Source organism: Moritella yayanosii (genome assembly GCF_900465055.1).
Lineage (GTDB): Bacteria > Pseudomonadota > Gammaproteobacteria > Enterobacterales > Moritellaceae > Moritella > Moritella yayanosii.
Genome location: NZ_LS483250.1, coordinates 3,447,964 through 3,462,830, shown reverse-complemented (window position 1 = coordinate 3,462,830; position 14,867 = coordinate 3,447,964). Strand labels below are relative to the sequence as shown.

12 protein-coding genes are annotated in these 14,867 nt (G+C 43.0%); 4 read left to right on the top strand and 8 right to left on the bottom strand.

Going from position 1 to position 14,867, the window contains the following annotated elements:
* Positions 1–6: 6 nt before the first annotated feature.
* Positions 7–2,196, bottom strand: a complete 2,190-nt coding sequence (locus MORIYA_RS16015) for a molybdopterin oxidoreductase family protein (protein ID WP_112716761.1) — start codon at positions 2,194–2,196, stop codon at positions 7–9.
* Between the two features lie 404 nt (positions 2,197–2,600).
* On the opposite strand from MORIYA_RS16015, the gene cobA reads away from it, so the two are divergent.
* The 4 genes from cobA to MORIYA_RS15995 all read left to right on the top strand — a co-directional run bounded on the left by cobA (position 2,601) and on the right by MORIYA_RS15995 (position 8,178).
* Positions 2,601–3,419 carry a uroporphyrinogen-III C-methyltransferase gene (gene cobA, locus MORIYA_RS16010; protein ID WP_112716759.1) on the top strand — a complete coding sequence of 273 codons (819 nt, stop codon included), beginning with the start codon at positions 2,601–2,603 and terminating at the stop codon, positions 3,417–3,419.
* Between the two features lie 11 nt (positions 3,420–3,430).
* The gene (nirB, locus tag MORIYA_RS16005; protein WP_112716757.1) at positions 3,431–5,965 is read left to right on the top strand and encodes a nitrite reductase large subunit NirB; all 2,535 of its coding nucleotides are present in this window, start codon (positions 3,431–3,433) and stop codon (positions 5,963–5,965) included.
* 102 nt (positions 5,966–6,067) lie between these two features.
* A complete protein-coding gene (gene nirD / locus MORIYA_RS16000) occupies positions 6,068–6,394 on the top strand; it encodes a nitrite reductase small subunit NirD (protein ID WP_112716755.1) in 327 nt (108 codons plus the stop codon).
* A 44-nt stretch (positions 6,395–6,438) separates the two neighbouring features.
* On the top strand, positions 6,439–8,178 hold the full coding sequence (locus tag MORIYA_RS15995) for a bifunctional protein-serine/threonine kinase/phosphatase (protein WP_112716753.1): 1,740 nt from the start codon (positions 6,439–6,441) through the stop codon (positions 8,176–8,178).
* 113 nt (positions 8,179–8,291) lie between these two features.
* On the opposite strand, the gene trpS is transcribed toward MORIYA_RS15995, so the two are convergent.
* From trpS to aroK, 7 genes are all read right to left on the bottom strand, one after another.
* Positions 8,292–9,293, bottom strand: coding sequence for a tryptophan--tRNA ligase (gene trpS / locus MORIYA_RS15990; RefSeq protein ID WP_112716751.1), 1,002 nt, complete (start codon positions 9,291–9,293; stop codon positions 8,292–8,294).
* Between the two features lie 127 nt (positions 9,294–9,420).
* Complete coding sequence (locus MORIYA_RS15985) at positions 9,421–10,092, bottom strand: phosphoglycolate phosphatase (RefSeq protein ID WP_112718645.1); 672 nt, start codon at positions 10,090–10,092, stop codon at positions 9,421–9,423.
* Positions 10,085–10,759, bottom strand: a complete 675-nt coding sequence (gene rpe, locus MORIYA_RS15980; protein WP_112716749.1) for a ribulose-phosphate 3-epimerase — start codon at positions 10,757–10,759, stop codon at positions 10,085–10,087. Before rpe ends, MORIYA_RS15985 begins: the two co-directional genes overlap by 8 nt.
* 149 nt (positions 10,760–10,908) lie before the next feature.
* Positions 10,909–11,721: a Dam family site-specific DNA-(adenine-N6)-methyltransferase gene (locus MORIYA_RS15975; RefSeq protein ID WP_112716747.1), complete on the bottom strand. Its 813-nt coding sequence runs from the start codon at positions 11,719–11,721 to the stop codon at positions 10,909–10,911.
* A gap of 70 nt (positions 11,722–11,791) precedes the next feature.
* Positions 11,792–13,222 carry an SPOR domain-containing protein gene (locus MORIYA_RS15970; protein ID WP_112716745.1) on the bottom strand — a complete coding sequence of 477 codons (1,431 nt, stop codon included), beginning with the start codon at positions 13,220–13,222 and terminating at the stop codon, positions 11,792–11,794.
* Positions 13,200–14,309: a 3-dehydroquinate synthase gene (gene aroB, locus MORIYA_RS15965; RefSeq protein WP_112716743.1), complete on the bottom strand. Its 1,110-nt coding sequence runs from the start codon at positions 14,307–14,309 to the stop codon at positions 13,200–13,202. The genes MORIYA_RS15970 and aroB overlap by 23 nt, the downstream gene beginning before the upstream one ends.
* 10 nt (positions 14,310–14,319) lie before the next feature.
* Positions 14,320–14,835: a shikimate kinase AroK gene (gene aroK / locus MORIYA_RS15960; protein WP_112716741.1), complete on the bottom strand. Its 516-nt coding sequence runs from the start codon at positions 14,833–14,835 to the stop codon at positions 14,320–14,322.
* Between the last annotated feature and the right edge of the window lie 32 nt (positions 14,836–14,867).

The window sequence follows — 14,867 nt, the reverse complement described above, 5'->3', positions numbered from 1 at the left end:
AAATAGCTAGTACGTACGTCTCTCACGGTTCATTTTCGCGGCCAGTTTCTGATCTACATGCTCAATACGAATTGAACTCTGTTTGAATGCAGGTTGACGTGAATGCGGATCAAGTAGACCTAACGACAAGCGATTAACACAATCATGGAAATGGAATGGAATAAATACCGCGTTTGGTGCCACACGCTGGGTTAATTGCACCATGACGATCGCATCACCTCGACGCGAAGCCAAACGCACATAACTTTGATGTTTGATACCCAGCTTGGCAGCGGCGTCTGGATTCATTTCCATATACGGGGTTGGACTATATTTGTTGAGATTACCCATTTTACCGGTACGGGTACGGGTGTGAAAATGTTCCACCACACGACCACTGTTTAACCAGAATGGGTATTCATCGCAAGGGTGTTCATTATTATCAATCCAAGGCAGTGGAATTAAATTGGCTTTGCCTGTTGGCGTGGCAAATTTACCATCGGTATATAAACGCGCGCCTTCGTCATTGTCCGTGGCACCTTCTCGATACGGCCACTGTAGACCACGGGCTTGTTCGATTTTTTCGTAAGTCATGCCTGAAATATCAAGATTACGGTCAGCACCTTTGGACAGCGTTTTCATTTCTTCAAATGCTTCCTCTGGCGTGGCAGGAAAGGTTATTTTTTTACCATTTTCAAAACGCTTCGATAATTCAGAGAAGATCCAGAAGTCAGATTTAGAGTTCCCTTTTGGCGGCTGCACATTACTGACGCGGTTAACGCGGCGCTCGGTATTGGTGAAGACCCCTTCTTTCTCGGCCCAAACTGCAGCAGGTAAAAACATGTGCGCGTATTGGGTAGTCTCTACATCTTGATAAGCGTCCTGCACCACTAAGAAATCTAACTTCTCTAATGTTTTACGAATACGCGAAGTATTCGGCATCGAGGTCATTGGGTTGGTCGCCACCAGCCATAGCCCTTTAATTTGACCTGTTTCTATCGCAGGAAAAATATCGGTTTGTGCTAACCCGCGTTTTTTCGGGAAGAACTCTGGGTCAATGCCCCAAAATTCAGCAATATCGTTACGATCCTTTTCTTTCTCTAATGCGCGATAACCCGGTAAGCCAGAACAAGAAGACCACTCACGTGTGCCCATCGCATTACATTGACCAGTAATAGATAAGCTAGTGCCACCCGGAACACCAATATTACCCGTGATCAGCGATAATGAATTACAACCCGTGATGGCGTCACTGCCATGGGTACTTTGATTCAGGCCCATGGTCCAGATACTCATGGCACGACCTGCGTTAGCAAATAAACGGGCCACATGACGGATAGTATCTTCATCGATACCACAGATCTTAGCGGCTGATGTCGGGTCAAAATCGGCGACACAGGCTCTTAACTCTTCAATGCCATTGGTGTGTTTTTCGATATAGTCTTTATCTTCGAGGCCTTCTTTTAAGATCACATGCATTAAAGCATTTTGTAAAACGATATCGGTACCAGGACTAATCGGCAAATGGATATCGGCAAACTGCGCCAGCATAGTGACTCGCGGATCAACCACGATAAGCGGGAAGTTGCGCTGTTCTTTGGCTTCTTTTAACCGCCAATAAATAACGGGGTGCTGCTCTGGCAGGTTAGAACCCCAGGCAATTAGGCAATCGGTATGCGAAAAATCATCGTAACAGCCAGGAGGGCCATCCGAACCAAATGAGCGTTTATAACCCGATACGGCAGAGGCCATACATAAGGTGGTATTACCATCGTAATTATTGGTACCAATACAACCACGCGTTAACTTACCTAGGGTATAAAACTCTTCCGTTAATAACTGCCCTGTAGAGACAATGGCAAATGCATCTTTACCATATTGGTCTTGAATCGCTTTAATTTTTTCGCCCATGGTATCGAGTGCTACATCCCAACTTATTTCTTTATACGGCTCATGAATTTGATCGCGCACCAGGGGATGGTTACCACGTCCTGCTGCGTCAAATAACTCATGCTCAAAGATACCTTTAATGCACAACTTACCTCTGTTTACATCAGCGTCAGCCACGCCCCGACTCGCAACTGCATTCCCTTGCTCATTAACACCGATCTCGATAGAACAACCTGTAGAACAATATCCACACGTTGTATATTTCCATTCTTTAATCTGTTTATCCGCAATGCGAATAGGCTTTTGATCCTTGCGTCCGAAAATCATAAGACGTCTCCATTGAATTGCTCAGCACATTGTTTATTGTTTTATTTTTATAAATACATTCTCTATCAAGACAAGTGAGCAATAACCAAGCCAGCTTACTTTAAACACCTATAAAAAGAATGATGTTCTTCTTAACCTGCATAAACACAGAGATCTTCCTGCCTATTGCCCACACCCCCTCGTTTTAACGACATCTATCCGCAACCACTCAGCCTTAGCTGCACCATGGCTGTGCGAGAATGAAAAAACTGGTGCAACATCACACTACTTAATCATCTAAAAAACCTTATACAAATCAATGTATATAAACAAACACTTAAATATCAATAACTAACACTTGAATTAAAGAGTTGGCATTGTCTTTGCGTTAGTGAGTACAGAGCAGTACTACAGGGATGTGAGTCATGACAGTTGAATTAATTACCAAAGCGCAATCAAAAAATAACAGCACGCTAGGTCAAGTCGCATTAGTAGGAGCAGGTCCGGGGGATCCAGAGTTACTCACACTAAAAGCTTTAAAGGCGATTGAGAGTGCCGATCTGATCTTGTTTGATAACTTGGTTAGCCACGACATTAGAGCGTTATTTCCACCCCATACCAAAGCGATCTATGTCGGTAAGAAAAAAGCAGACCATTGTATTCCACAAGACCAATTGAATTTATTCATGGTTGATAAAGCCAAACAAGGTCTTAATATTTGTCGCCTTAAAGGCGGTGACCCATTTGTATTTGGCCGCGGTAGTGAAGAACTACTGGTGCTCCATGCCCACGATATCAAAACAATCGTCGTGCCTGGTATCACCGCAGCATCGGGCTGTACCGCCTACGCAGGGATCCCGTTAACCCACAGAGGTCTGTCAACGGGCTGTACCTTTATTACTGGACACCTAAAAAATGGCCAATTAGACCTACATTGGTCGCAGTTAGCGCACCTAGAACACACCTTAGTGTTCTATATGGGATTGGGTAAATTAACGGAAATTTCAGCGCAACTGATCAGTCATGGTTTAGCCAGTGATACTCCTGCTGCCTTGATAGAAAACGGCTCGACACCACAACAGAGAGAATTCGTTGGCACTGTAGCTACCTTGCCAAAACTGGCGATTGAACACCAATTACAAAGCCCTAGCCTGATTGTGATCGGCAAAGTTGTCTCTCTTGCAGAGCAACTTAGCTGGCGAGATCTAGAGCAAGCGGCAAAAAATCAAGAATTAAGCGCATAACGGAGCATGTCATGAAAAGAATTATAGTTGTCGGTAACGGCATGGTAGGTCACCATTTTATTGATCAATTTATTCAACAAGGAAAAATGGATGAAGTGCAAATCACCACATTCAGTGAAGAATCACGTCTCGCTTATGATCGTGTACAGTTAAGTGCTTACTTCAGTGGTAAAACCGCTGATGACTTAATGATGACCTCGCCAGAATACTATGATGACAACGGCGTGCAATATTTTGTCAACGATAAAGTCGTTAGCATTGATAAAGCGGCTAAAACAGTAACCACAGCACAGGGTCGTGTCGAGCGTTACGATAAATTAGTACTGGCGACAGGCTCATACCCATTCGTACCCCCTATTCCAGGTAAAGACCAAGACCATTGTTTGGTTTACCGTACCATTAATGATTTAGAAGACATCACGGCATCGGCCAAAGAAAGCAAAGTCGGTGTGGTTATCGGTGGTGGTCTACTGGGTCTTGAAGCGGCAAATGCAATCAAACAATTAGGACTAGAAACCCACGTGGTTGAATTCGCACCGCGCCTAATGGCAGTGCAAGTTGACGACGGCGGAGGCAAGATCCTGCGAGATAAAATTTCAGCATTAGGCGTAAACGTCCACACCGAAAAAAATACCAAAGAAATTGTGAAAGGTGAAACATGTCGTTACCGCATGAACTTTGCAGACGGTACTCACGTTGAAACCGATATGATCATCTTCTCTGCCGGTATTCGTCCGCAAGATGAGTTGGCCCGCGCTTTCGACCTAGAATTAGGCGAACGTGGTGGTATTAAGATCGACGATCATTGTTTAACCTCTGACGAAAACATTTTTGCGATTGGTGAGTGTGCATTATGGCAAGGCCGTATTTTCGGTCTAGTGGCACCCGGCTACCAAATGGCAAAAGTAGCGGTAGACCAAATTGTTGGTGCCGGTGACTTAGCGTTTACAGGTGCAGACATGAGTACCAAGCTGAAATTGCTTGGTGTTGACGTAGCCAGTATCGGTGATGCTCATGGCGCAGCAGAAGGCGCACAAAATTATGTTTTCACTAACGAAGCTGACCAAATTTACAAAAAACTGGTTATCAGCGCATGTGGTAAGAAATTACTGGGCGCGGTAATGGTGGGTGAAGCCGAAGATTACGGTACTTGGTTACAAATTTATTTAAACGACATGGATATTCCCGGGGCGCCAGAGAATATGTTGGTACCACCCGCAGAAGGTGGATCGGTCACTATGGGGGTTGACGCTCTGCCTGATTCAGCGGTTCTTTGTTCATGTCTTGACGTAACAAAAGGGCAAATTTGTGCTGCGGTACAAGACGGTGCAACGAGCATTGGTGACATTAAATCAATCACCAAAGCGGGTACTGGTTGTGGTGGTTGTAGCGCACTGGTAACACAAGTACTTAATGCCGAACTTGAAAACATGGGTGTTGAAGTGAACACAGATCTGTGTGAGCACTTTGCTTACTCACGTGCCGAACTGGCTGACATAATCCGTGTTAAACGTATTAAAACATTCGCAGTATTAATCACCGAATTTGGCGCAGGTCATGGTTGTGAAATTTGTCGGCCGACTGTAGCCAACATTCTTGCGTCATTCTGGAATGACTACATCCTCGAAGATGATCATCTTGGTCTGCAAGACGTCAATGATGTTTATTTAGGCAACATGCAAAAAGACGGTACCTACTCTGTTGTACCACGGATCCCAGCGGGTGAGATCACCCCAGAAAAATTAATTGTACTCGGTGAAGTGGCTAAAAAGTATGGCTTATATACCAAGATAACCGGTGGACTACGTATCGATTTATTTGGTGCGCAATTACATCAATTACCCGAAATATGGGCATGGCTGATCAAAGCAGGCTTCGAAACAGGTCACGCTTACGGTAAATCACTGCGTACAGTAAAATCGTGTGTGGGTAGTACCTGGTGTCGTTATGGTGTGCAAGACAGCATGTCACTGGCCATTGATCTGGAGAACCGCTACAAAGGTTTACGCTCGCCACATAAAATTAAGTTTGGCGTTTCTGGTTGTACTCGAGAATGTGCTGAAGCTCAGGGTAAAGACATCGGTATTATTGCTACCGAAGGTGGCTGGAGTCTCTATGTCTGTGGTAATGGTGGTATGCGCCCTCGTCATGCCGATTTATTCGCGACCGACCTAGATACTGACACGCTGTACAAATATATTGATCGTATATTGATGTTCTATATCCGTACCGCAGACCGCCTACAACGTACATCGGTTTGGTTAGAAAATATGGAAGGTGGCTTAGATTACCTTAAAAACGTGGTTATTAACGACAAACTGGGTCTTACCGCAGAGCTTGAATCTGACATGGCCGCAAACATTGCTAACTACCAGTGTGAGTGGAAAACAACCCTTGAAAGCCCTGAAAAACTACTGCGCTTTAAACACTTCATTAACTCTGAAGAAAAAGACAGTGCGGTTCAGTTTGTTGAAGTGCGTGACCAAATTCGCCCTGCTACACCCGCAGAACGTGAAGGTCTGATTGAGATTGTTGAAGTGAGCTAACGATCAACTCACTCAAACGACAATGTATCGATTCAACGAAAGCAACACATAACAATAATAGCAGGTGGTGACACCTGCTAAAACAAGATTTAAGGATTAATTATGACGATTTGGACCCCCATTATTGCCAAAGATAAACTCACCCCAGATACCGGTGTGTGTGCATTAGTGAACGGTAAGCAAGTTGCGATCTTCTTTGATCGTAAAACAGACCAACTGTTTGCGATTGATAACTACTGCCCAGCCAGTAAAGCCAACGTATTATCACGCGGATTAATATCTTCCATTAAAGATGTATTAACCGTTTCATCACCGCTTTATAAAGAGCATTTCAGCCTGACCACAGGTGAATGTCTTGAAGATGCAAGTTTATCAGTACCCGTGTATGCGGTACGCGTCACCGATGGTATGGTAGAAGTCAGCGTATAAGGATATCGTGGCGTGATTATTTAACGCCATAACAGGGAGTTAGTATGTCACCACGGCACTTACAAGGCGGCGCAACCTTTACCATAGGTCAGCGCTCAGTTGCAGGGATAAAAGCCCATAATGAAGATGCCATTGGTATTCGTATTCCTGATGATTTACTGCTAACCACTAAAGGTTCAGTCGCGATTATCGCCGATGGTGTCAGCGCAGCAGAAGCCGGTAAAGAAGCCAGTGAAACCTGTGTACATAACTTCTTATCCGATTATTATTCGACTCCAGAAACCTGGTCGGTTAGCAAATCAACTGGTCAGGTATTAACCGCACTGAACCGCTGGTTATACAGTCAGGGTCGACAGTTTGCCGATGCCCAAAAAGGCTACCTCACCACCTTAAGTGCCATTGTATTTAAATCCCATGCTGCCCATTTATTGCATGTCGGTGATTCGCGAATATACCGTTTACGTAACAACACCCTCGAGCAATTAACCCGAGACCACACCACCGTCGTCAATAGTAAACAATCTTACCTCGCGCGCGCGATGGGCTTGGATACCACCCTCGATGTGGATTATAAAGAAGTCGAGTTACAAGTCGGAGATGTGTTTTTATTATCAACCGACGGCTTACATGATTTTGTTAGCGATAAACTATTACGAGAAATGGTGCAACAGACGCATCAATCTGCCGAGAGTGATTTTGAAGCATGTTGCGAACAGCTAATTCAGCATGCACTGGCCAATAACAGTAATGATAATATCAGCTGCCAGTTATTACGTATCGACAGTTTACCTAAGCTGAGTGCCGAAGATGTGCATGTCCATCTTGCCTCTATGCCTTTCCCGCCCGCATTACGCACTGGGTTATCGATTGATGGCCTAAAAGTGATTAAAGAGTTGCATGCCAGTAGCAGTAGTCATTTATATTTAGTCGAAGACAAAGAAACCAAACAGCAATACTGCATGAAAGCACCCTCGGTCAACTATATCGATGATCCGGCTTATATAGAGCGTTTTACCATGGAGACCTGGATTGGTTCGCGATTAAATAACCCGCATATTTTAAAAATTGTCGAAACCAACAGGAAAAAAAACCACCTCTATTATTTAATGGAAGTGATTGAAGGTATCACCCTGGAGCAATGGATAAGTGAACACCCTAACCCTCCGATCCAAGAGGTGCTTAATATTGTTGAGCAGGTGATTAAAGGCTTACGCGCTTTTCACCGTAAAGAAACCCTACATCAAGATTTAAAGCCGGGCAATATAATGATCGATAATAACGACCACGTTAAGATCATTGATTTTGGCTCTTGTTTCGTCAAAGGTATCGCTGAAATAGCCACCCCGCTGCAACGGGATAAGATCCTCGGCACCGCCGCCTACTCAGCCCCTGAAACCGTGATCAACGGTGACAGTACTGCACAATCCGATATCTTTGCCATTGCCGTGATTATTTTTGAAATGCTCACCGGTAAGCAGCCTTTTAATGGCAAACTCGAAACCTGCCGTACCCAAAAAGCTTACCTAAAGACCAAATATATCGCGGCCTATGAATATAACCCGTTAGTACCATTCTGGTTAGATGGCGCCATTAGAAAAGGATTGCGGTTCGACCCCAACAAGCGTCACGCGGATGTATCCGAACTCTTGCATGAGTTACAGCACCCTAATCCTAACTATGAGAATAATCGCAAACAAACCTTAATTGAAAAGAATCCAGAACGCTTTTGGCAAGTGATCTCGTTATTACTGCTATTTGCGTTATGTATTTCGCTATTTAGTTAAGCAAAAAAAAGCCCTATACCCTGTGATATAGGGCGTTAACTATTCGATTATTCAGCAATACTGCTATTAAGTAATACTATGCTTGGTAAATAACCTATCACCTAAATAACGGGCTAGTTATTAGCAATAAAACCAACGGCTGCATAGGCTTTCGCTAACGTAGGTGCAGCGCGCGCAGACGCTTTGTCAGCACCAATACGCATAATGCGCAGCAGTTCAGTCTCATCGGCACGTAACTCATAGTAACGCGCTTGAATAGGTTCAATCATAGCGACAACAGCGTCAGCGGTATCTTTCTTCAAGTGACCATACATTTTATCTTCATATTCAGGCACAAGATCAGCAACTGAACGTTTTGTTGCCACAGAAAGTAACGTCAGTAAATTAGATACACCCGGCTTTTCAGCATTATCAAAGTAGATACGCGCTTGTTCATCACTGTCTGTTACAGCACTTTTCAGTTTTTTAGCAATCTGTTTCGGATCATCTAATAATTTGATGTAAGCTTTTGGATTGGCATCTGATTTAGACATTTTCTTCAGTGGATCTTGCAGGCTCATGATGCGAGCGCCCTGTTTCGGGATCATCGGCTCAGGTACTTTAAACACATCACCGTAGATATTATTAAACCGTGTCGCGATAGTACGCGCTAATTCTAGGTGTTGCTTCTGGTCGTCACCAACAGGCACTGCATCTGCTTGATAAAGTAGAATATCTGCTGCCATTAACACAGGGTAAGTATATAAACCTGAATTACTGCTGCTAGCGTTATTCGATTTATCTTTAAACTGCGTCATGCGGTTTAACTCACCCATTTGGGTATAGCAGTTTAATAACCAACTCAATTGCGCATGTTCTGGTACTTGAGATTGTAGAAAAATCGTCGATTTTTCAGGATCTAGACCACAAGCAACATACATTGCTAGGCCTTCAAGCACCTGTGATTTAAACTCTTTCGGGTCTTGGCGTACCGTGATGGTATGTAAGTCCGCCAGCATGAAATGACAGTCGCTGTGTTCCTGCATGTCCAGCCATTGATTGATTGCACCAATATAGTTACCAATCGTCATACTGCCTGAAGGCTGAATACCACTTAATACCACAGGTTTTGTCATATATATATTTCCCAATCTCTTAATTCATTCAATTGTGGGCAAGTACATCGACTCACCCAATCATGTTTACTGTTATTGCATACAACGATGGTTGTTAAAGTAGTCGCCTACTTTAACTTAACTGCTGCTACTTTAATTTCACTGCGGCTAAAAGTTCACTGATGTCATCGGCAACGAAGTCAGGATTGCTGTCGCTAATTGGAATACCGTAGTTGTAACCATAGGTTAAACCAAAACTGGTAAAGTTTGCCGCTTGTGCGGCAATGATATCGTTTTTAGAATCACCCACCATCAAGGCATCTTCTGCCTTAAATTGGTAATGATCTAAGCAATGTAATAGCGGTAATGGATTGGGTTTTTTCTCAGGCAGAGAATCACCACCCAGTACCACTTCAAAAAACTCACTGATACCGGCTAATTCAAGTACCGGCGTAGTTTGCACCATAGGTTTATTGGTCACAATTGCCAACTTAAACCCTGCATCGCGCAGTGCTGTTAGGGTTTCTTTTACATTTGGGTATAACACGCTGTGTGTATATACATTGGCAGAATAGTGCTTTAAGAATGACGCCAGTGCATCATTAAATAACGCAGGGTCAATGTCATCAGCAATGTTAACACTGCCTGATAACGCGCGTTGTACGAGTACTTGCGCACCATTACCAACCCAACCGCGGACTTCATCTTCCGAAAAATGGGCACGATCAAAATCACTCAGCATGCAATTAACCGCAGCTGCAAGATCAGGTACACTATCAACAAGAGTACCGTCTAAATCAAAACAAATAAGCTTAAACATTGGCATTTTCTAACTCCGAACGCATTTCATCAATGACTTTTTTATAATCTTCTTGGCCGTAAATCGCAGAGCCAGCAACAAACATATCGGCGCCCGCTTCTGCAATTTCGCGGATGTTATCGACTTTAACGCCACCGTCAATCTCGAGTATAATATCGCGACCACTGGCATCAATTAATTGTCGTACATCGCGTAATTTTTGTAATGTTGAAGGAATAAAACTTTGACCACCAAAGCCAGGGTTCACTGACATTAATAAGATCATATCTAACTTATCCATCACATAATCTAAATGATGTAACGGCGTTGCTGGGTTAAATACTAACCCCGCTTTTAAACCGTGTTCCTTGATCAGTTGCAGAGAGCGGTCAACATGATCAGATGCTTCTGCATGAAAAGTAATCATAGACGCACCGGCTTTAGCAAACTCATTAATCATGTGATCAACCGGTCGCACCATTAAATGCACGTCAATGGGTGCCGTTACACCATGATCACGTAATGCTTTACAGATCATGGGCCCAATCGTTAGGTTCGGCACATAATGGTTATCCATTACGTCAAAATGAATGACATCCGCACCAGCGGCCAGTACAGCATCGACTTCTTGGCCTAAGCTAGCAAAGTTAGCCGAAAGAATTGAAGGGGCAATCAGAAAGTTTTTCATTGGGCATGCTCTCAGTTGTTGTTATTCCATTACTCTGAGCAAATCTTACCCTAAGTTAGCCCCTAGGGTAAAATAATAAAACCAGAATAATACAGACAACGGAGATTTAACTGAGGGATCTAAGACTATTCACGCTGTTCAGCGCGAGTTTAACGATATAGCGCGAGTAACTCGTCCACTTTATTACGTTTACCGGCATTCCGGCTAATAGTACGCTTTACCTGTACCACTTCGAATGTTGAGCCATGATAAAGTTCACGTGTTAACGGAATATCATGATTCGAAATTAATATCGGAATATTGCGCTCTTGTGACGTTTCACGCGACACTTTGGCAAGTAAGGCCTGATCATCGAGGCTAAAGCCGCTCGCCGAATACGAGGTAAAACTTGCCGTTCTACTTAATGGGGCATACGGTGGATCACAATAAACCACATCATCACGGCCTAAACGTTTATACACATCTGAGTATGATTCACAAATAAACGTGGCTTTTTTGGATTTTTCAGCAAAGAAACGTAACTCTTTCAAAGGGAAATACGGTTTTTTGTAAGAGCCAAAAGGTACATTAAATCCACCTGATTTGTTATAACGGCATAAACCATTAAAACCATGACGATTCATATACAAGAACATCAGCGAACGCTGATAAGGGTCACTGGTTTTGTTAAATTTTTCACGAATTTTATAATAACGTTCTTTATCATTAAATTCAGGGGTAAAAAAACGCTGCGCATCGGCAATAAACTGTTCTGGTTTGTGCTGTAGGATCTTATACATATTAATCAAATCAGGATTAATATCATTTAACAAGTATTCGTCATAATCGGTATTTAAAAATACTGATCCAGCGCCAACAAACGGTTCAACTAAACGCTTACCTGCTGGTAATTTTTCACGTAGATGATCAACCAGAGAATACTTACCTCCGGCCCATTTTAAGAAGGCTCGCGTTTTCTGCATTTTGTGACTTATACCGCTAAATAAAAGGGGGCCGATTGTACATCCATTACAGCTAAATTGCGCTGTTTATTTATAAATCTCTTTGGATCTGAATGAATCGTTTCAACCAAGGTTTATCTTTTTGTACCGTTGCTGGTAATTTTTGTTTCGCGGCATTCGCTTGCTCAACACTGCTAAAACTACCATAAAGAACCACATACCAAGGTTTGTTGTTACGTTGAGTCTGATATGTCCAGATATTATCAGGTAATTCATTTTCGTTTAAATACTGTTTTAACTGTGTTTCACGGCTTAAACCGGCAATCTGAAACGTATAATTTTTCGCCGGTTGCGCCATCACCCAAGCTTTGCCCGTGACGGTGTCGGACGTGCTTTCAACGGCTTGAAAGTCCGTTTTACTATCAATCACCGGGTTTGCATCTGCTGAACGTTGCTTGGCAAGCATTTTGTTGACCGCAGCATCATCAATCACGACACGCTGCGTCTGTACACTAGATTCGGCCAGAGTAGGCGCTGTCAGGGTAATAGTTGGACCTATTTCAGTGGGCAATTCTTTATCCCAATCACTGGCTAACATTGGCGCTGAACTGACAACTGACGCAGTATCCGTAGACACAGTGTCGTCATGCATAACCTTTGAAGGATTTGGTAATGGTTCTGCCACTATGATATCAGTCGCTTGTTGTTCAGCTTGATAAGCGTCATATAAAAATGACCCCGCACTACCGAGCAATAATAGCCCTGCAATAATGCTGGCTAAGTAGAATGACTTATTCTTCGTCGATTGAGTTGCCGTATTAGTCATTGCAGATCCAGGGTTATATACCTGTCCTTGCATAATCGCTTGCGCGCATTGTGCTAACTCGGCGGGATTGCCTTTACAGGCTTCAATCTGACGATTAATGGCGTCCTGATTAACGAATGTAGGCTTATAACCAGCTTGATTAAACTGTTGCTCTACAAACTGCACAGCGGCTTGTGGATCGAGTGCTGTCATTTCCAACTCCAATACATTGGTTGCTGATTTTTCAAATTCCAGCATGGTTAAATCAACCCACTTACTTTCTGCAAATAAAATGAGATTTATTTTTATACTAATTCTATTATTAAGACAGCGTTCTACCAATTGCGCAAATTCAGTAATGCTTGCTGCAGACAATGCCATGGCATTATCAATACAGACCGTCAGTTCATGCTCGAGCTGCTGAGCAAACAGCGGTAAGCTATCAATCAGTGACTCATGTGCATTAAAACGGCCATCATAACTGATCTGTTGTAATAATAGTGTTCTCAGTGCGACATTATCATGACACTGCTGTGCATCAATTGTAATTGTTTTTTGATTAAAATCCGATTCTACATAATGACGTAATACCGTTGATTTACCTGAACCTGATTCACCGCTTACGAGTAACAAATGTGAAGAGAATTGAGTGAGATGACGCAGCCGTTCACACAGCTGCATTTGAGAATAAATTTCAGTTTGAACTGAATAGTGCACTAGGATCCGCCTGATTATGGAAGTTCACCACATCACGTAACGTGTTTTCAGTTACTGTCGATAATACTTCAGCACTACCAATCGAGGTTGGTAGAATAAAACGAAGTTGACCATTAAGTACTTTTTTATCACGTTTCATGTGCTGCATAAATGCGTCAAAACTCATTTCTGCGGGGGCAAGTAAAGGTAACTCCGCCGCCTTAATTAGTGCCGCAATACGTGTTACTTGAGATGCCGTCAATAGACCCATTAATGCCGATGTCTGTGCCGCCATGATCATACCAGCAGCAACCGCTTCACCGTGTAACCAAACGCCATAACCCATTTCAGCTTCTATAGCATGACCATAGGTATGACCAAGATTGAGCAATGCCCGTAAGCCATGCTCTTTTTCATCAATGGCAACAATTTCAGCTTTAATTTCACAACAACGATAAATCGCGTATTTTAACGCCGTCTGATCAAGCGCCATAAGTGCTGTAATATTGTCTTCTAGCCAAGTAAAGAAGTTAGCATCATAAATGATCCCATACTTAATTACTTCAGCCATACCAGCCGCCAGTTCGCGTCGAGGTAAAGTAGCTAAACAATCCGTATCAATAAAAACCGCATTGGGCTGATAGAAAGCACCAATCATATTTTTACCCAAAGGATGGTTCACTGCCGTTTTACCGCCAACCGAGGAATCAACTTGACTCAACATAGTCGTCGGAATTTGAATAAAGGGAATACCGCGTTGGTAACAGGCGGCCGCAAAGCCAACCATGTCACCAATAACACCACCACCAAGAGCGATCAACGTGGTATCACGCCCACAGTTCTCACGCAGTAGCGCGGTAAATATTTCATTTAAAGTATCTAAGGTTTTAAATTGTTCACCATCAGAAAGAATAATACTGTCAAATTCATAATCTTGTAACAATGCTGTAACGCGTTGTAAATACAAGGGTGCAACCGTATCGTTTGAGATCACGACGACTTTATTGGTTGTTATTGCAGACTTAAATTGCTCTGCTTGCGTTAACACGCCCTCACCAATATAAATAGGGTAGCTCCGCTCACCTAGCTCAACAGTTAACCTTTCCATGTGACCTCAATTAAAAATCCAATAACTTTATAATTTGATTTGCGACAACTTTAGCGCTTTGTTCATCTGTTTTAACTGTAAAATCTGCAATCTCTTCGTATAAAGGATTACGAGCATCAGCTAATGTTTCCAGAACTTCACGTGGTTCTTCAGTTTGCAATAAAGGACGACGTTTATCGCGCGACGTTCTTACTAACTGCTTATCAATAGTTGTTTCTAAATAAACCACTACGCCACGAGCAGAAAGGTAATTACGACTATCTTTACTTAAAATTGAGCCACCACCGGTTGCCAACACAATACCTTGCTCTTGTGTTAGATCGTCGATGACTTCCGCCTCACGAACTCTAAAGCCCGCTTCACCTTCTACATCGAATACCCATGAAATATCAGCACCAGTGCGGCGCTCAATTTCATGATCCGAATCGATAAAATCTAAATGCAACTGGCTCGCCAGCTGACGACCAATTGTACTTTTACCTGCGCCCATTGGGCCTATTAGGAATATATTACGTTTTTCAGCCATTTTAACTCTTCAATAAATCTAAAGTAATAACA